The sequence below is a fragment of the Streptomyces sp. NPDC088554 genome (genome assembly GCF_044752945.1).
Lineage (GTDB): Bacteria > Actinomycetota > Actinomycetes > Streptomycetales > Streptomycetaceae > Streptomyces.
In genome coordinates this window covers 133,875-151,867 of sequence record NZ_JBIVMF010000011.1, presented here as the reverse complement: position 1 = coordinate 151,867, position 17,993 = coordinate 133,875, and the positions used below count along the sequence as shown (strand labels likewise).

Annotated in this window: 14 protein-coding genes; 10 read left to right on the top strand and 4 right to left on the bottom strand. The window is 70.1% G+C overall.

Annotated elements, in window-relative coordinates; translation table 11 throughout:
* The first annotated feature begins 18 nt into the window (after positions 1-18).
* Positions 19-3,102 carry an AAA family ATPase gene (locus ACIP8W_RS15265; protein ID WP_402203259.1) on the top strand — a complete coding sequence of 1,028 codons (3,084 nt, stop codon included), beginning with the start codon at positions 19-21 and terminating at the stop codon, positions 3,100-3,102.
* A 138-nt stretch (positions 3,103-3,240) separates the two neighbouring features.
* Here ACIP8W_RS15265 and ACIP8W_RS15260 read toward each other — a convergent pair whose 3' ends face one another.
* Both ACIP8W_RS15260 and ACIP8W_RS15255 read right to left on the bottom strand, forming a co-directional pair.
* Positions 3,241-4,410, bottom strand: a complete 1,170-nt coding sequence (locus ACIP8W_RS15260) for an L-idonate 5-dehydrogenase (protein WP_402203257.1) — start codon at positions 4,408-4,410, stop codon at positions 3,241-3,243.
* Positions 4,411-4,488: 78 nt separating this feature from the next.
* The gene (locus ACIP8W_RS15255; protein ID WP_401955198.1) at positions 4,489-5,259 is read right to left on the bottom strand and encodes an SDR family oxidoreductase; all 771 of its coding nucleotides are present in this window, start codon (positions 5,257-5,259) and stop codon (positions 4,489-4,491) included.
* Positions 5,260-5,401: 142 nt separating this feature from the next.
* Here ACIP8W_RS15255 and ACIP8W_RS15250 point away from each other — a divergent pair, with 142 nt between their 5' ends.
* Positions 5,402-6,214, top strand: coding sequence for an IclR family transcriptional regulator (locus ACIP8W_RS15250; protein WP_401955196.1), 813 nt, complete (start codon positions 5,402-5,404; stop codon positions 6,212-6,214).
* A 24-nt stretch (positions 6,215-6,238) separates the two neighbouring features.
* Here ACIP8W_RS15250 and ACIP8W_RS15245 read toward each other — a convergent pair whose 3' ends face one another.
* A complete protein-coding gene (locus ACIP8W_RS15245; protein ID WP_401955194.1) occupies positions 6,239-7,402 on the bottom strand; it encodes an ROK family protein in 1,164 nt (387 codons plus the stop codon).
* A gap of 307 nt (positions 7,403-7,709) precedes the next feature.
* On the opposite strand from ACIP8W_RS15245, the gene ACIP8W_RS15240 reads away from it, so the two are divergent.
* The 4 genes from ACIP8W_RS15240 to ACIP8W_RS15225 all read left to right on the top strand — a co-directional run bounded on the left by ACIP8W_RS15240 (position 7,710) and on the right by ACIP8W_RS15225 (position 12,614).
* On the top strand, positions 7,710-8,765 hold the full coding sequence (locus ACIP8W_RS15240; RefSeq protein WP_401955192.1) for a carbohydrate ABC transporter permease: 1,056 nt from the start codon (positions 7,710-7,712) through the stop codon (positions 8,763-8,765).
* Positions 8,766-8,928: 163 nt separating this feature from the next.
* On the top strand, positions 8,929-9,879 hold the full coding sequence (locus tag ACIP8W_RS15235; RefSeq protein ID WP_401955190.1) for a carbohydrate ABC transporter permease: 951 nt from the start codon (positions 8,929-8,931) through the stop codon (positions 9,877-9,879).
* A 115-nt stretch (positions 9,880-9,994) separates the two neighbouring features.
* Entirely contained in the window at positions 9,995-11,380 is a 1,386-nt protein-coding gene (locus ACIP8W_RS15230) for an ABC transporter substrate-binding protein (RefSeq protein ID WP_401955339.1), read from the top strand.
* Between the two features lie 31 nt (positions 11,381-11,411).
* Positions 11,412-12,614: a Gfo/Idh/MocA family protein gene (locus ACIP8W_RS15225; RefSeq protein ID WP_401955188.1), complete on the top strand. Its 1,203-nt coding sequence runs from the start codon at positions 11,412-11,414 to the stop codon at positions 12,612-12,614.
* A 352-nt stretch (positions 12,615-12,966) separates the two neighbouring features.
* Here the strand turns inward: ACIP8W_RS15225 and ACIP8W_RS15220 are convergent, their stop codons facing one another.
* Positions 12,967-14,541: a hypothetical protein gene (locus tag ACIP8W_RS15220; RefSeq protein WP_402203340.1), complete on the bottom strand. Its 1,575-nt coding sequence runs from the start codon at positions 14,539-14,541 to the stop codon at positions 12,967-12,969.
* Between the two features lie 552 nt (positions 14,542-15,093).
* On the opposite strand from ACIP8W_RS15220, the gene ACIP8W_RS15215 reads away from it, so the two are divergent.
* The 4 genes from ACIP8W_RS15215 (at position 15,094) to ACIP8W_RS15200 (ending at position 17,982) form a co-directional block, all read left to right on the top strand.
* Positions 15,094-16,740 (top strand): phage tail sheath family protein, encoded by a 1,647-nt coding sequence (locus ACIP8W_RS15215; protein WP_402203254.1) that lies wholly within the window; start codon positions 15,094-15,096, stop codon positions 16,738-16,740.
* A gap of 122 nt (positions 16,741-16,862) precedes the next feature.
* Entirely contained in the window at positions 16,863-17,306 is a 444-nt protein-coding gene (locus ACIP8W_RS15210; protein WP_401955182.1) for a phage tail protein, read from the top strand.
* Entirely contained in the window at positions 17,306-17,827 is a 522-nt protein-coding gene (locus ACIP8W_RS15205; protein WP_401955180.1) for a hypothetical protein, read from the top strand. The genes ACIP8W_RS15210 and ACIP8W_RS15205 overlap by 1 nt, the downstream gene beginning before the upstream one ends.
* Complete coding sequence (locus ACIP8W_RS15200) at positions 17,824-17,982, top strand: DUF6760 family protein (protein WP_402148428.1); 159 nt, start codon at positions 17,824-17,826, stop codon at positions 17,980-17,982. The genes ACIP8W_RS15205 and ACIP8W_RS15200 overlap by 4 nt, the downstream gene beginning before the upstream one ends.
* Positions 17,983-17,993 lie beyond the last annotated feature (11 nt).

Sequence of the window (17,993 nt, the reverse complement as noted above, 5' to 3'; positions counted from 1 at the left end):
AACCGGAAGGAGACATCGATGATCACCAAGCTCTTCGAACGCGACGACGCTCTTGCCCTGCTGGCCTCCGAGGCCGCTCGCGCCACGGCCGGATCGGGGCGGCTGCTCCTCTTCCGCGGCCCCACCGGGGCGGGCCGCAGCGCTCTGCTCCAGGCCGCCGCCGAGCACGGCGCGGAGCTGGGCATGCGGGTGCTGGAGGTGCGCTGCTCGGCGGCGGACCCCGGGATCGCCTTCGCGCCCGTACGACAACTGCTCGACCCGCCCGACGACTTCGGCCCCGACGACGACCCCCCGGACACCCCGCACCACCTCGGCTATCCGGCCCGGCTCTGGCGGCTGATGTGCTCGTACGCGGAGGAGTCGCCGCTCCTGCTCGCCGTGGACGACGTCCATCTCGCGGACCCGGACTCCCGGCGCTGGCTGGCCGAGGCGGCACGGCGGATCAGCGGTGTACCCGTACTGCTGGTGGTGACCGAGCGCGGTCAATACGACATCGCCCCGCCCACGCCGGGGCTCGCGCACGGTCTGTCACCTGTGCTGGTACGGGTCCACGCGTCGGCGCCGCTCGGCAGGGACGCCGCGGCGGCCGAGGTCAGGGAGGTCTTCGGGGCGGACGCGGCGGAGCCGTGGGTGGACGGCTGCGTACGGGCCGCGGCGGGCATCCCGCTGCTGCTGCGCGCGCTGCTGGACGATCTGCGGGCCGTGGTCCCGGACGGCGGCGCGCCCGGGGTCGCGCTGCCGGAGAGCTGCGCCGATCTGTACCCGGGCGCCTTCGCCGCGGCCGTCTCGTGGTGGCTGGGGTGCGCGGGGACCGGGACGACGGCTGTGGCGCGGGCGCTGGCGGAGCTGGAGTGCGCGGAGGGGGCCGGGGAGGAGGGTCCGGGGTCCGCGCTCTCCCTGCCGGACCCGCTGGCCGCGCTGTCCTCGCCGCCTTCGCCGCCCTCCTCGGGTGCACCGGCCTCTTCGGGTGCGCCGACCGCGCCGGGTCCGCCGTCTTCCCCGTCCTTGCCGTCCTCTTCGTACGGAGAAAGCGGCTTCGCCGGGCATGAGCTGCTCGCCGAGGCGTCCGGCGCCGACCCCGCCCGGGTCGCGGGCTGGATCACCGCGATGATCCGGCTGGGACCGCTGCGCCGGCACCCCGGCGACGGCCGTCCGCGCTTCGCGCACCCGCTGCTGCGGGAGGCGGTTCTCGACGGCTGGCCCCAGTCGGAACGGCAGGCCACGCACCGTGCCGCGGCCGAGTTCCGGCACCGCAGGGGCGACCGGGCCGAGGCGGTCGCGGGCCATCTGTTGCGTACGCCCCCGACCGGCGTGCCATGGGCCGCGCGCACCCTCACGGAGGCGGCGGCGAGCGCGTCCAGGGCGGGCCGGGCCGTGGACGCGGCCGGTTATCTGCGGCGCGCGCTCGACGAGCCGATGGAGCGGGAGCACCGGGCGTGGGTGCTCACGGAGCTGGGTTCGCTGGAGTTCGCCACCGCGCGTTCCGCCGGGATCCCCCGGCTGACCGAGGCGCTCCACCTGCTGGAGCTGCCCCGGGACCGGGCCATGCCCGCCGTCACCCTGGCCACGGCGCTGGCCCACCGGGGCGAGGCACGGGCCGCGTTCGACGTACTGCGGGATCTCGGCGGGCTGCCGGACGACCCGGTGCTCGCCCGTACCGTACAGACCGCGTCGGCGCTCCTCTCCGACCAGGACAGCGCGATCCGGCGCGATGTCTACGCCGGGCTGCGGGACACCGAGCGGCGGTCCCCGGACCTGTTCAGCCCGGCGGTACGGGTGTTGCTGGTGCGGTACGAGGCGTCCGCCGGCCTGGTGTCGGCGGCGGGTGCCATGAAGCGGATCCGGGAGCTGCTGGCGGCCCGGGAGGAACCGCCGCTGATGCCGTATCTGCTGGTGACCGCCGCGACGGTGGCGCAGTGGGCGGACGCGCTGGACGACGCGGACCGGTTGGTACGGACGGGCCTGACGGAGTACCGCCTCTCGCCGCTGCACCCGGCGCACAGGGCGCTGCTGAACGTACGGATGGACACGGCGGCGGCCCGGGGGAAGGACGAACGGGTGCTGACGTGGGGGGCGACCGCGGCGGCGGGAGCGGGGGGCGGTGCTGCCGGTGTTGTTGGTGCTGCTGCTGGGGCTGTTGGTTCCGGGGTGGGTTTCGTCGGTGCCAGCAACCCCCTCGCGCATGTGGTCATGGCGCTGGTACGGGCGGACCGTGGGCCCGAGGCGGAGCGGCTCGTCGCCGGGGTCAACGTCGAGGACGCGCACGACGGTTGGGAGGTCAACCGGTACCTCTACGCGCGCGGAGTGCTGCGTGCGGCTGTCGGCGACCGGTCCGGAGCGCTGAACGACTTCCTGGAGTGCGGTCGCCGTCAGAACACCCGCGATGTGGTGAGCCCGGTCGTCACGCCATGGCGCTCGGCCGCGGCGGAGTGCCATCTGGCGCTGGGCAGACCGGAGGAGGCGCTGCTGCTGGCCGAGGAGGAGTATCGATTCGCCGCGGTATGGGGCACACCGAGGGTGCTGGGGCGTGCTCTGCGGGTGCTGGGCGCGGCCACCGGGGGCAGGCGCGGGCTGGAACTCACCGGAGGGGCTGTCGACAGCCTGCGGAACTCGATGCGCGCGGGGGGCGCGGGCGGCGGCCTGCGCGGTTCGCTGGTCGGCGGCCTCGCCGACGCGGGGGGCAGCGGTCTCGATACGGAGCTGGTCGCCGCCCTGATCACCCACGGCCGTCAGCTCATCGCGGCCCGGCAGTCGCGCCAGGCCCGCCCCCTGCTCCGGGAGGCCGCCGCCCTCGCGGAACGTATCGGCGCCGTCCACCTCAGGACCGCCGCCGAACAGGCGCTCCGCGCGGGCGGCGCCCGCCGGGGGGACACCCGGCTGACCGGCACGGGCGCGCTGACCGGCAGCGAGCGCCGGATCGCGGCGCTGGCGGCGGACGGCCGTACCAACGCCGAGATCTCCGAGCTGCTGCACCTCGCCCTGCGGACCGTCGAGACCCATCTGACCAGCACGTATCGCAAGCTCGGCATACGCCGCCGGGCCGATCTCCCGGCGGCGCTCGCGGTGGGCGGTGGATCAGGGGAGGGGACCACGTTCGAGTGAAGTGCGGGGGCGCGGGGGTGCGGAGTCACATTCCGCGCGAGCGGGGCGTGTGTTCTCCGCAAAGGCACAACACAACACGTAGTTCGTGGTTCTCAGTTCTCAGCTCTCTCGGTTTTCAGCTCTCTCGGTTCGCAGTCGTCAGTTCGCCGTCGGGAGGGGCTGGCTGTGCAGATCGAGAAGGATTTTGGACGCGACCGTGCGGTCGCCCGCGAGGTCGAATGCCTCGGAGGCCCGATCCAGCGGGAAGGTGTGGGTGATGACGGGCTCGACGTCCAGGCCGTCGGCCAGCAGGGCGAGAGCGTCGTCGAAGTCGGTGTCGAAGCGGAAGGAGCCGCGCACGGTGATCTCGCGGGTGACGACGACGTTCCCCAGGAAGCCGACCTCCCCCGGCGGGAGCAGCCCGAGCAGGACCAGGGTGCCGCTGCGGCGGATCCGCTCGACGCAGGTGCGCAGCCCGGCCGGGGCACCGGATGCCTCGATGGCGATGTCGGCGTCCTGGGCGCGCTCCTGCTCCCCGGGGCGGTCCGCACGGATGGTCGTGGTGGCGCCGACGCGGGTGGCCAGGGCGAGCGGTTCGTCGAGGAGGTCGCTCACGATGATCTCGGCGGCCCCGGCGTTCCGCAGCACCGCGACGACCAGCAGGCCGATGGGTCCGGCGCCGGTGACCAGGACGCGCTTGCCCGCGACATCGCCCGCGCGGCGTACGGCGTGCAGGGCCACGGCGAGCGGTTCGGCGAGTGCGGCCCGGCGCATGCTCAGCCCGCTGGGGAGCGCCCGCACCTGGTCGGCGGGGACGATCACGCGCTGGGCGAAGCCGCCCTGGACATGCGGCATACGGGCGGCGCTGCCCAGATAGCGGGTGTGGGCGCAGACGTTGCGGTGGCCCTCGGCGCACTCGCGGCAGCTTCCGCAGGGGGTGGCGGGGTGGATGGCCACCGGGGTCCCGACGGCGAGCCCCGCGCCCGCGCCCGCTCCCTCGGCTCCCGCGCCCGCTCCCTCGGCTTCGGCTTCGGCTTCGGCTTCGGCTTCGGCTTCGGCTTCGGCTTCGGCTTCGGCTTCGGCTTCGGCTTCGGCTTCGGCTTCGGCTTCGGCACCCAACTCGGCTATATGGCCGACGACTTCATGGCCGACCACCATGGGCTCCCGGAGCCGGAAGTCACCGACCGCGCCCCGGTGGTAGTAGTGCAGATCGGATCCGCAGATCCCGCCGAGCGAGATGGAGACGGCGATCTCGCCCGGACCGGGGGTCCCGGGGTCGCGCTCCTCGACCCGCAGGTCCTTGGCTCCGTGGACGACACATGCGCGCATGGTGGATATCTCCTGAGGGTCGGGCGAGGCGGTCGGCAGCCCGCAGTCAGCGGGCCGTGGGCACTCGGAGGGCCGTGGTCACAGGACGGAGAGCATCCCGCCGTCGACGTACAGGATCTGGCCGTTGACGAAGTCGGACGCGGGGGAGGAGAGGAAGACCAGCGCGCCGACCAGATCCTCGACCTCGCCCCAGCGCCCGGCCGGGGTGCGGCCCCGTACCCACGAGCTGAACTCCTCGTCCGCGACGAGCGCGGCGGTGAGTTCGGTACGGAAATAGCCGGGGCCCAGGGCGTTGACCTGGATGCCGGCGGGGCCGAGGTCGGCGCACATGCCCTTGGTGAGCAGCTTGAGGCCGCCCTTGGTGGCGGCGTACGGGGCGATGCCCGGACGGACGGCCTCGCTCTGGAGCGAGCAGACGTTCACGATCTTGCCGTGGCCGCGCGGGGTCATCCTGCGGGCGACCTCGCGGCCCACGAGAAAGGCGCTGGTGAGATTGGTGTCCAGCAGGCGGTACCAGTCCTCGTCGGCGAACTCCGTCAGGGGCGCGCGGTGCTGGGCCCCGGTGTTGTTGACCAGGATGTCGATCGGCCCGGCGTGGTCCTCGACACGGGCGATGCCGTCGACGACGGAGGCGGGGTCGGTCACATCGAAAGCCTCGGCGAGCACGGTGCCGCCCGTGCTGTCGGCCAGTTCCTGCCGGGTGCGTTCGAGCGCGGTCTCGTCACGGCCGTTGAGGACGACCGCGCACCCCGCCTCCAGCAGTCCCTGGGCGAGCGCACGGCCGATGCCCCGGCTGGAGCCGGTGACGAGCGCGACGCGACCGCCGATGTCGAAGAGCGGGTGACTCATGCTCGGCCTTCCTCGGCTACCTATGACGACAGCTACCTATTAACCATCCACTCTTTCCACTCAGCGGAAAGAGTATCCATCCAATGGAAATATCGTGCTCATCGGAGGACCTTGATGTCAACCACTGAGGTAATTTGTCGGCGTGCACACCGACGACGCCCCCACCGACGACGCCCTCACATCCGGTGTCTCCGACCTCGGCGTTCCCGCCGATGTCGTGGGCCGGGCGGTGCGGCTGCTGCTCCTGGTCGGCGACCATCCGCACGGCATCACACTGTCGGAGCTGGCCCGCGAGAGTGGTGTGCCCGTCAGTACGTCACACCGGCTGGTCAACACGTTGTGCCGGGAGGGCCTGGTGGAGTTCGAACCAGCAGGCAAGCGCTACCGCCCCGGCCTGCGCCTCTTCCAACTGGGCCAACAGGCGGGACGGGCCTACGGGTTCGCCGGGACAGCGCTCCCCGTCATGCAGCGGGTCACGCGGCAGACCGAGGAGGCGACCTTGATGTCCGTCCTCGACGGGACGCGCCATCTGTACGTGCACTACGTGGACGGTCCCCTCACGGTCGGGGTCCGCAGTGAGCCCGGCCGCCACGGTCCCCTGCACTGCACCTCGATGGGCAAGGTCCTCATGGCGTTCGCGCCCGACGCCGTACGCGACGACCTCCTCGACCGCGTCGACCTCACACCGCACGGCCCGAACAGCATCACCGACCGCGACCAGCTCCGTGAGGCGGTACGTCTCGCCGCCGAACGCGGTTACGCCACCGCCGACGAGGAACACCACCCGGGCCTCCGGGCGGTGGCCGTCCCCATCCTCCGCCCCGGCGGAGACGTCTTCGCCGCCCTCTCCACCGCAGCCCCGGCCTTCCGCCGCACCCTGGACGACCTGGTCGCGATGGTTCCGCTGCTCCGGTCGGCGGCCACGGAGCTGGGCGCGCGCCTGCCGAGTCGCTGATCCCGCCCCGTACTCCCCCGTCCGCTATGCCCTCGGCCGGCCCAGGACCAGGACCTGGATGGCCAGAACGGCCGCCCCGCGGGCCCAGTCGTCGAAGTCGGCGATCCTGGTCTCCAGGACGACCGGTTCCGCGAGGGGATCGCGGTTGGCGTGGATGGCGGCGTGGATGGCGGGGGACGCCACCTCGACCAGTCCGACGCCCTCCCCGGCGAGCAGGATCTTCTGCGGCATCGCGAAGTTCGAGATCTGCGCGACCAGGGTCCCCAGCGCGCGGGCGGCCTCGTCCACCACACGGGCGGCCATGGGGTCCCCGGCGGCGGCGAGGGCCAGGATCTCCTCGTAACCGTGGTCGCGGCCGGTGGCGGCGCGGACCTGATAGCGGATGCTGGGGACGGTCAGCAGGGATACGGCACTGCCGCGTTCCCCGTCGGGGGTGAGCGGGCCGTTGGGGTCCACGATCCAGCGGCGGCCGATGCCCCGGCCGTCGTCGGACGAGCGGATCAGCCGGCCGCCGATGACCAGTCCGTAACCGATGCCCGCGCCGATCGTCAGCACCGCGAAGCGGTCGAGGCCGCGCCCGGCGCCGAACCATGCCTCGGACTCGATGAGGGCCGCCACGTCGTTCTCGACGACGACCGGCAGCCCCGTACGCCGCTCGACCAGCTCCGCGAAGGGGACATCCGTCCAGTCCAGGAAGGAGGACGCGACCGCGCGGGCGAAGCCCACGACCTGGCCGCCGATCCCGACGCCGATCCCGGCCAGCCGGGGGAACTCCGCGACGAAGCCCTCCGTCATCGTCTGTACGAGATCGGCGACATCCTCCGGGTCACGGGTGAGCAGGGGCGCGGCCCTGGTCGCCACGATGTCGCTCTTGAGGGTGGTGACGACGCCGTGGACCCTATCGGAAGTGATCTTGAACCCGGCGAAATAGCGGGAGTCCGCGACGATGTCCAGCGGCTGGGAGGGGCGGCCCTGACGGGTGGATCCGGCCACGGCGGCGGACGCCACCGCCGGGTCCTCGACGAGCAGGCCCGATTCGAGCAGCGGCTTGGTCAGCCGGGTCAGACTGCCGGCCGACAGGTTCAGCTTTCCGGCGATCTCGGTGCGCGAGACCGGGCCGTGGGTCAGCACCTCGATCGCGACGGCGCGCTCGGCGGGGGTGAGCGGTGCCCAACTTGCGCCAGACATGTTCAAGTCCCCCGCGTTTCCTGCGTCCATGATCATGAAAGTGCTTCCGGTCCGGTTTCATCGTATCCAGGGCCGAACCCTCATTTTATTTTATGGCGGAAATAATGGAACGCTCCTCCCCCTTCGATCCCTCCTGGCCGGTCACGAGTAATCACGCCGCGCATGAACTCAATTCTCTTAAATGGGTGGATATCAGGTGCGCAGAATCAGCCAGGCATTCCATTTCGCCCACACCTCTTGACGTCATGATTCTTTCATGCCAAAAGTAAATACCCCCGAGGACGAGTCATGGACAAGGGAGTCTCTGATGACTGCCGTCTCAAACGGCGCGCCGTTACGCCCACCGGCACCCGGTACGAGACCGATCACCCGGCGCGACGGCACCCAGCACGACAGTGGCAGGTGGACCGACGGCAGACGGATCGGTGGCAGGCGCATCGGCAAGCGCGACAGCGGAGACAGGCGCGGCAGTCGTCGGCGTGACGGCGGCGGACGGGGTGACGGCGCCCTGGCGGCGCTCTTCGTGGCGCCCGCCATGGCCGGCTTCCTGGTGTTCCTGCTCTGGCCCACCCTGCGGGGTGTCTATCTCGGCTTCACCCGCTACAACCTGCTCACCCCCGCCGAGTGGGTGGGCCTGGACAACTACCGGCGCATGATCGACGATCCCATCTTCTGGGGCTCGATGCGCGTCACCCTTGAGTACGTCTTCATCAACATCGGCGTCCAGACGGTGGTCGCGCTGTGCATCGCCGTGCTGATGCAGCGACTGACCAACTCCTCGCTGCTGCGCGGCGTCGTGCTCATGCCGTACCTCGTCTCGAACGTCGTCGCCGGCGTGGTGTTCCTGTGGATCCTGGATACCCAGCTCGGCATCGGCAACCAGATCCTGGAAGCGCTCGGCTTCGACCGCGTCGCCTTCCTGGCCGGCGACGAATGGGTCATCCCCAGCGTCGCGCTGATCAACGTATGGCGCCATGTCGGCTACACGGCGCTGCTGCTCTTCGCCGGGCTCCAGGCGATACCCGGCGATGTGTACGAGGCGGCGCGCGTGGACGGCGCCGGTGAGCTGCGGATGTTCTGGCGTATCTCGCTGCCGCTGCTGCGGCCGGTGCTGGCGGTGGTGATGATCATGACCGTCATCGGCTCGTTCCAGGTCTTCGACACCGTCGCGGTGGCCACCCCGGGCCCCGGCGGTCCGGCCAACGCGAGCAACGTGCTCCAGCTGTACATCTACGACTCGGCGTTCGGGCGGTTCCAGCTCGGCTACGCGTCCGCGATGTCCGTCGCGCTGCTGGCCGTGCTGAGCGTGATCACCATCGTCCAGTACCGGATCACCCGGGCCGGCGAGACGGACCTCGGTTGACGAGCGAGCGGAACCACCAGCGGAACCACGAGTACGAGCACGAGCGGGAGCGCGAGCGCGCGTGCGCGTGCGCGTGCGCGTGCGCGTGCGCGTGCGCGTGCGCGTGCGCGTGCGCGTGCGCGTGCGCGTGCGCGTGCGCGTGCGCGTGCGAAGGAGCTGTGTCATGGCCGTACTGACCCCTGCGCGAACGGACGCGCCCACGCCGCAGCCGGCGCCCCCGGCGGGTCGGCCCGTCCGGCGACGGCCCTCCGTGGGTCGGGTGGTGGCCTGGGTGGTGATGGCCGCGATCGTCCTCGTCATCCTGCTGCCCTTCTACTGGATCGTGCGCACCGCGCTCTCCTCCAACGCCGCGCTCACCGCCGATCCGTCCTCCCCACTCCCGGTCGGCTTCGGCTGGGGCGGCTTCGAGCGGGTCTTCGGAACGCAGAGTACGGAGGAGGCGCTGGCCCAGGGTGGTTCGGGCGGCTCGCTGAACTTCTGGCGCTATCTGCTCAACTCCACATGTGTAGCAACGCTGGTGACGGTGTGTCAGACGATGTTCTCGGCCATGGCCGCGTACGCCTTCGCGCGGCTGCGCTGGCGCGGCCGGGACCTGGTGTTCGGGCTCTTCCTCGGCGGGCTGATGGTGCCGTCCCTCTTCACCCTGCTGCCGAACTTCGTCCTGATCAAGGAACTCGGTCTGGTGGACACCCTGACCGGGATCGCCCTGCCGACCATGTTCATGACGCCGTTCGCGGTCTTCTTCCTCCGGCAGTTCTTCATGAACCTGCCGCTGGAGTTGGAGGAGGCCGCGTTGCTGGACGGGGCGGGCAAGGTCCGTATCTTCTTCCAGCTCTCCCTGCCCATGGCGTCCGCGCCGATGACCACCCTTGGCGTTCTCACCTACATCACCGCGTGGAACGACTACTTCTGGCCGCTGATGGTGTCGTACACGGACAGCTCGCGTGTGCTCACCGTGGCGCTGTCCATCTTCCGGTCCCAGACCCCGCAGTCCGGTACGGACTGGGCCGGTCTGATGGCCGCGACCCTGATCGCGGCGCTGCCGATGCTGCTGCTCTTCGGTGTCTTCGCGCGGCGGATCGTCAACTCCATCGGCTTCAGCGGACTCAAGTAAGGAGGTGGCTGTGATGCGGAGTTCCCCGCACACACCGGAGGACACACACCATCGGAGGGAAGACACACGCTACCGGGGGGAAGAGACACACCAACAGATGCCCGCACGCCACCGGATGTCCGGTGGCTCGGCCCGCCGGGGCTCCCGGCGCCGGGGGTTCGGCGCGCTCGTGGGGGCCGTCTCGCTCTCGCTCCTCGCCGTGGGATGCGGTGCGCAGGACCCGTCCTCCGTATCGGAGTCGGCCAACACCGTCTCGTACTGGCTCTGGGACTCCGACCAGCTGCCCGGCTACCAGAAGTGTGCGACGGGGTTCGAGAAGCAGAACCCCGGCCTCCGGGTCGACATCACGCAGATCGGCTGGACCGAATACTGGACCAAGCTCACGGCCAGCATGATCGCGGGCACGGAGCCGGATGTCTTCACCGACCACATCACGAAGTTCGCGCAGTTCATCGACCTGGACATGCTCGCCCCGCTGGACGAACTGCCCGCGACCCGGGGCATCGAGGACTCCGACTACCAGCCGGGCCTGGCCGCCTCCTGGGTCGGTCAGGACGGCCACCGCTACGGGTCCCCGAAGGACTGGGACACGGTCGCGATGTTCTACAACGAGAAGATGGCGAAGGCTGCGGGGATTTCGGCCGAGACCCTCAACAGCCTCGCGTGGAACCCGTCCGACGGGGGTACGTTCGAGAAGGCCATCGCCCGTCTCACCATCGACAGCAAGGGCCGGCGCGGCGACGAGCCCGGCTTCGACAAGAACGACGTCACGACGTACGGACTGGCCACCAACGACGCGGGCGAGAGCGACGGCCAGACCCAGTGGAGCGCCTTCACCGGCTCGGCGGGCTGGAACTACACCGACAAGAAGGCGTGGGGGACGCACTACAACTACGACCAGAAGAAGTTCCGGTCCACGATCGACTGGTACTTCGGCCTGGCGGAGAAGGGCTATCTCGCCCCCTTCCAGGACTACTCCAGGTCCAACGGCCCCGATGTCCAGGTCGGCGCGGGCAGGGCGGCGACAGCGCTGCACGGCTCCTGGATGAACAAGACGTTCCACAGCATGAAGGGCGTCGACATCGCCACCGCGCTGACCCCCGTCGGCCCCTCCGGTAAACGCGCCACCATGATGAACGGCCTGGCCGACTCCCTCACCAAACGCGCGGGGAACAAGCCCGCCGCCCAGAAGTGGGTCGCCTATCTGGCCTCCGACGCGTGCCAGACGGTCGTGGGGAAGCAGGGCGTCGTCTTCCCCGCCACACCGGCCGGTACGGAGGTGGCCATCGCCGCGTACGCGAAGAAGGGGATCGACGTCACGGCCTTCACCCGGCCGGTGGCGGACAGGACGACGTTCACCTTCCCGATCACGGACTACGCGGCGGACGTCCAGGCGCTGATGCGGCCCGCGATGCAGGACGTGTACGCGAACGGCAGACCGGTCGAGACCCTGACCAGGACCAACACCCAGATCAACCTGATCCTTTCGCAGGCCGGCTGACGGCCTGCCACGACCGATTGGAAAGGCAGTCATGACCTCCACCTTCTCCCTGGGTATCGTCGGCGCGGGCCAGTTCGCGGGCCGGTTCGTGAAGCTCTGGCGGCTCCACCCGGGCGTGGGCGAGATCTTCGCCACCGACCTGCTCCCCGAGCGGGCCGAGAGGCTCGTCGCCGACCACGACCTCGACGGGACGCTGCCGTCCTTCGACGCCGTACTCGACTCCGATGTCGACGCGGTCGCCATCTTCACCCAGCGCTGGACCCACGGACCGCTGGTCGTCCAGGCGCTGCGTGCCGGAAAGCACGTGTACTCGGCGGTGCCGATGGCGATCTCGCGGGAGGAGATCGGGGACATCATCGAGACCGTACGGGAGACCGGGCTGACGTACATGATGGGCGAGACCAGCCAGTACAACCCCGCCACCGTCTACGCCCGCGACCGGATGGCGGAGGGCGCCTTCGGCCGGCTCTTCCACGCCGAGGGCGACTACGTCCACGACATGGACCTGGGCTTCTACGAGGCGTACCGGTACAGCGGCGGCGAGGAGTGGAAGTCCACCGCCAGCTACCCGCCCATGCTCTACCCGACGCACTCCGTCGGCGGGGTGCTGGGCGCGTGGCGGACGCACGCGGTGAGCGTCTCCGCCATCGGGGTGAAGGACGACCGGGGGGACGGGGTCTTCGACAAGGATGTCAGCCGGTTCGACAACGACTTCTCCAACGCCACGGCGCTGTTCGAGGTCGCGGGCGGCGGATCGTTCCGTACGAACGAATTCCGCCGGGTCGGCTACCCGTCCCACATCCGCGAGTCGCGGTTCCGCTTCTTCGGTACGGAGGGGAGCCTCGAACAGCTCGCCACGGTGAGCCTGTGGCAGGACAAGAAGGGCGTCGAGGACGTCACCGACCACCTCCGGCCCAAGCCCACCCTCTCCCCCGACGACCCGTCCCTCGAACGCGTCGCCCCCACCCTCCGCTCCGCCTTCACCTCGGGCTCCGCCCCGGTCCACGACCGCTCGCGGCTCCCGGTGGAGTTCGCCAACGCCTCCAACGGCCATGAGGGCAGCCACCACTTCCTCGCGGACGACTTCGTCACCGCCGTCAACACGGGCACGCTCCCCCCGGTCAACGCCTGGGTCGCCGCCCGCTACACCCTCCCGGGCATCGTCGCCCACGAGTCCGCCCTCAGGAACGGCGAACGCCTCCCCATACCGGACTTCGGCGACGCCCCGCAGTAGTCACCCGGCTACCCGTTCCGCCGATCCCGTCCTGCCGATCCGATCCGTCCTGCCGATCCGTCCTGCCGGGGCGTGCCGTGCCGTAAATGGAGTTGATCGCGCGGTACGCCTCGGATAGGAACGGTCGTATGTTGCGAGGGAAGACGATCGGGCTCCGGGCCCGGCACGAGGCGGATGTGGCTGTTCTGCACACCGAGTTGCATGAGGACGTGGCCACCCGGGCGGGGTCCGTACCAGTCGGCGTTCGTACCAGCCGGTGTCCGTACAGCCGACGTCCGTACAGCCGACGTTCGTACCAGCCGGCGTTCGTACAGGATCCGATCCGGTCAGCGGCGTGCCCGACGCGCGTGGCTCACGGCTTCGGCGCGGGTGGCCAGGCCGTCGCGGTCACCGTGCCCGGGGAGTCCTGGCCCTTCACCTTGCCCAGCTTCATCGCGGCGAGGGTGGGCCTGTCGACCACGCCCGTATTGGGAAGGTTGACGGCATCCTGGTAGTAGCCGATCTCCCGGGCGGTCTGCTCCGTGACCGTCCCCTTGATCTGGTTGAGATTCAGGTAGGCGATGTTGGTCTCGGCGAGGGATGTCATCCGCTCGACGTCACCGTTGTCCAGCTCGTAGTTGGAGCCCCACATGACGATGGCCTGCACCCAGGGCAGTTCCGGGGTCTTGTCGCCGGTGTTCAGCGGCTGGGTGGTGCGGTCGTTGAAGTGCGCGGCGAGCAGGGAGGTCATGGTGGCGCGGCCCAGATTGCCGAGGCCGTCGGACTCGACGAGGGTGCTGTTGATGCGCTGGTCGTTGGTCTTCTGCCAGCAGGCCAGCGCCTTGACGGTCGGGGCGTCCATACGGCCGGCCGAGACGACGTCATCGAGCCGGCAGTACGACACCTTGGCGAGCCGTACCTGCGCGAACTGGACGAAGATGTTCGGCTCGTCGCCCGCCCGGAACGGCAGCGGCCCCCGCTCCTCGGTCTTCTCCGTCTCCTCGCCCTTCCCGGAGTCCGGTTCCGGTTCCTGCTCCTGCCCCTGCCCCTGCTCGGTGTCGGTGTCGGTGTCGGTGTCACCGTTGGAGGTCACCTGGGGGGCCGGGTCCTGCTGCTTCGGCGCCTCGGGGGGCAGGGCCGTCTCGGGCAGTGGCACGTCCGGTTGGGGAAGGGCGACCGCCCCGGCGGGCTGTGGCTTCGCCAGAGTGCGTACGTCGGGCTTCTGACCGAGCCAGAGGACGATCCCGGTGATGGTGAGCGCGAGCAGCAGGCTGAACACGGTCATCATCCAGTACGGCAGCACACTGCGCTGGATGTACGTCCCCTCCACACCCAGCGGTTCGGCCCCGGAGCGCTTGACCGTCAGCTCGTACGGCCGCTGCTGCTTCTGGCCCGCCCAGGTGATCTGGTGCGGTTTGAGCGTGGCGTCCACGAACGCGGCCCGGCCGGGCTCGATCCGGATGTTGGAGGGTGTGATCGTGTAGGAGAGTTCATCGCCGGTGTCGCTGCCCGAGAGGGACGCGATGAGCGCGGTGTTGCCGAGGTTGTCGACGGCGAGCTTGGGACGGCCCCGGAAGCGGCCCTTGACCGTGGGCGGGACGAGTTCCGCCCGTATCTCCACGAAGGGGGTGATCGTCAGATTGCCCTCGACGACCGTGGTGGCCTCGGGGTGTTCGGTGGGGATGATCTGCACACCGTACGGATTCGGCCCCGCCGTCGCGTCCGGTGTCCTGGGCGGCGCGAAGGTGAGTTCCACGGTGCCGGTGGTCCCCGGATACAGCCGTACCGTCGCCGGTTCGACGCCGATGTACGGGGAGATCGCGCCGACCGGTACGAAGCGGTACTCCTCCACCACATCGCCCGTGTTGCGCAGCCTGAGCCGCACTGTCGTACTGCTGCCCGGGTCGACCGTGGTCGAGGCGGGCTCCAGGGAGGTCCAGATGCTCACCCGGCGGACGCTACCGCCGGGGCGGGGGGCGGCAGCAGAGGCGGAAGGGCAGTGCCGATGCCCGTATGTCCCTGGTGTTCCCCCGAGTTGCCCCGGAGTTCTCCCGGTGTTCCCGGGCGGTCCGCGGATCCGCGCCCGTGATCGGGGCGGAGCCGCTAGCCTGTACGTCGCCCCATGAGCCTGTCCGTCCTCACTGGCGCCCGCCCGGGTCATCGCCTGGCCACCGCCCGGTTCGGAAGCGGTTCGGCGGCCGGTGTGGCGGCGGGGCGGCCCGTACCGTTCCGGGCGGACGGGATGGTTCCGCCGTACCGGAACCGTAGGCACCCCGGAGGGCCTGGCGGGCAGCCGGGCGCCCCCAACCGTACCGGCCTGTCATGGTTTGTCACCGGGCGCTCGCGCGGTCCTGTGGCCCGCGCGGCCCGGAAGGACCCGGAGGACTGCCTCCACGGGCACATTCGATGCCCCGGATACGGCACCGCAGGACGCATACCCCGCCGGGCCCCGTCCCGGAAGGTTGGGTGGTCCTGTCTTGTACCCCGAGGAGAGCAGAGCATGCCGTCCTACCTGTCGCCCGGCGTATATGTCGAAGAGGTGGCCAGCGGCTCGCGGCCCATCGAGGGAGTGGGTACCTCGGTCGCCGCCTTCGTCGGGCTGGCGCCCGAAGGACCGCTCAACGAGCCCACCCTGGTGACCAACTGGTCCCAGTACGTCGCTTCCTTCGGTGAGTTCACCGACGGGTACTTCCTGGCGCACTCGGTGTACGGCTTCTTCAACAACGGCGGATCCGCCGCGTACGTCGTCCGGGTGGGCGGTGTGCGTGGCGGAGTGACGGGTGCGGCGTCGGGCGCCCCGACGGCCCTCGCGGGAGCGGGTGCCGGTGCGGGAGTCGGTGTCGGTGCCGGTGGTGTCGAGACCGCCGCGCTGACGGCCGGGGAGCCCCAGCAGCTCGGTACGTTCAAGGTGGCGGCCATCGCGGTCGGTGCGAGCGGCCCGATCAGTGTCGAGGTCGCGGACGCCGAGGGCGAGGGCGCGGCCGACCGCTTCCGGCTGGTCGTCAAGGACGGCGAGAGGCCCGTCGAGTCCTTCGACGTGTCGGCGAAGAAGAACAGCCGCAACTACGTCGTGGCGCAGGTCAAGGAACGCTCGAAGCTGATCACCCTTCAGGAGACCGGCCCGGCAAGCCAGTTGGCCCGCCCCGACAACCAGACGGTCGCCCTCGCGGCGCCCGCCCCGGCTCCTGCGCCGACGGTCGTGTCCCCCGCGTCCCCCGAACCCGCCGCCGGTGGGCAGGCCGGCGTCGCCGCGTACCTGGGCGACTCCTCGGACCGTACCGGCTTCGGTGGTCTTGAGGCCGTCGACGAGATCTCGATGGTCGCCGTACCCGACCTGATGGCCGCCTACCAGCGCGGTGCGATCGATCTGGAGGCCGTCAAGGCGGTCCAGCTCGGGCTGATCGCCCACTGCGAGCTGATGGGCGACCGGCTCGCCATCATCGACCCGCCGCCGGGCCTCAACGCCCGCCAGATCAAGGTCTGGCGGCAGGAGACGTCCAACTACGACTCCAAGTACGCGGCGCTGTACTACCCCTGGATCAAGGTCTTCGACCCGGCCGGCGGCCAGACCCGGCTGATCCCGCCCAGCGGCCATGTGGCCGGCATCTGGGCCCGTAACGACGCCGAGCGCGGCGTGCACAAGGCCCCCGCCAACGAGGTCGTACGGGGCGCGGTCGACCTGGAGATACAGATCACCCGGGGCGAGCAGGACCTGCTCAACCCGATCGGCGTCAACTGCATCCGCGCCTTCCCCGGCCGTGGCATCCGCGTCTGGGGCGCGCGCACGATGTCCTCCGACCCGGCCTGGCGCTACCTCAACGTCCGCAGGTACTTCAACTACCTGGAGGAGTCGATCCTCACCGGCACCCAGTGGGTCGTCTTCGAACCCAACGACCAGGCGCTGTGGGCCCGGATCCGGCGCAACATCTCCGCGTTCCTGGTCACCGAGTGGCGCAGCGGCGCGCTGTTCGGCGGCCAGCCGGAGGACGCGTACTACGTGAAGTGTGATGCGGAGACCAACCCGGCGGAGTCGGTGGACCTGGGGCGGGTCATCTGCGAGATCGGTGTGTCACCGGTCAAGCCCGCCGAGTTCGTGATCTTCCGACTGGCGCAGTTCTCCAGCGGTGGCGGGGAGCTGGAGGAATAAGGGGCACGGGTATTCGTGCCTGTTCTCCGTTCCCTCTCTCCTTTCCTTCTTCGCTCCCCTTCCCTTTCCTTTCCCCCTGACGGCCGTTACCGGCATCAGCATCAGCAGAAAGAAAAGTCCGCATGAGTCTCTCGCCCGGCGATGCGCTCGCCTCACATAATTTCGGCCTCCAGATCGACGGCGTCATGATCGAGTATCTCCAGGAGGTCAACGGCCTGGACATGACGCAGGACGTCATCGAGTTCCAGCAGGTCTCGGCCAACGGCCAGCCCATCACCAAGAAGCTGCCCGGTGTGCAGAAGGCCGGCGAGGCGACCGTCGTACGCGGAATGACGCATTCGACCGCCTTCAACGACTGGATCAATTCCTCGATCCGAGGTGACATGGGCTCGGCGCGCAAGAACGCGAGCATCATCTTCATGGATTACCAGTACAACCCGGTCAAGCGTTATCACCTGCGCAATGCCTGGTGCAGCAAGGTCTCGGCCAGCACGGTGAAGGCCGGTGAAGCCTCCGCGCTGACGGAGACCGTGACCATCACCTACGAAGAAATGACGATGGAGTAATGCGCCGGGGAACGGCACACAAGCACGCGACCGGTATCGCGGCCCCGATGCCGGTCTCGGCGCCGGTCCCGGAACCGGCGGGACCGGGACCTGGTTCCGCTCCGGGGCCGGGGTCGGGGCCGGACGCCGGTGGCGCCCCCGTACGGCAGCAGCTGCGCACCGAGTTCGCGTTCGAGCTGCCGCGCGGGTACGTGGACGACACCGGGACCGTCCACCGCGACGGGGTGATGCGCCTGGCGACCGCCCGGGACGAGCTGATCCCGTTGCGGGACCTACGGGTGCAGGAGAACCCCGCGTATCTGTCGGTGGTCCTGCTCGGCCGGGTGATCACCCGGCTGGGCAGCGTCCCGCACATGCACGACGGCGTGGTGGAGAACATGTTCGCCTCCGACCTCGCCTTCCTCCAGGACTTCTACCGGCAGGTCAACGCCGAGGGCCACACCCGCGCCGGCGTCAACTGCCCGCACTGCGAGCAGCCGTTCGAGGTCGAGCTCGGCGGGAGCCGCCTGGGGGAATCGTGACGTACGCGACCGACCGGATCCATAACGAGATCGCGTACATCGCCTACCACTTCCACTGGAGCCTGGAGGACATCCTGGACCTCGAACACCGCGACCGGCGCCGGTACGCCGAGCAGATCGCCACTCTGGTGACGCGTGCGGCGGCGGAGCGGTAATGGGCATCCTC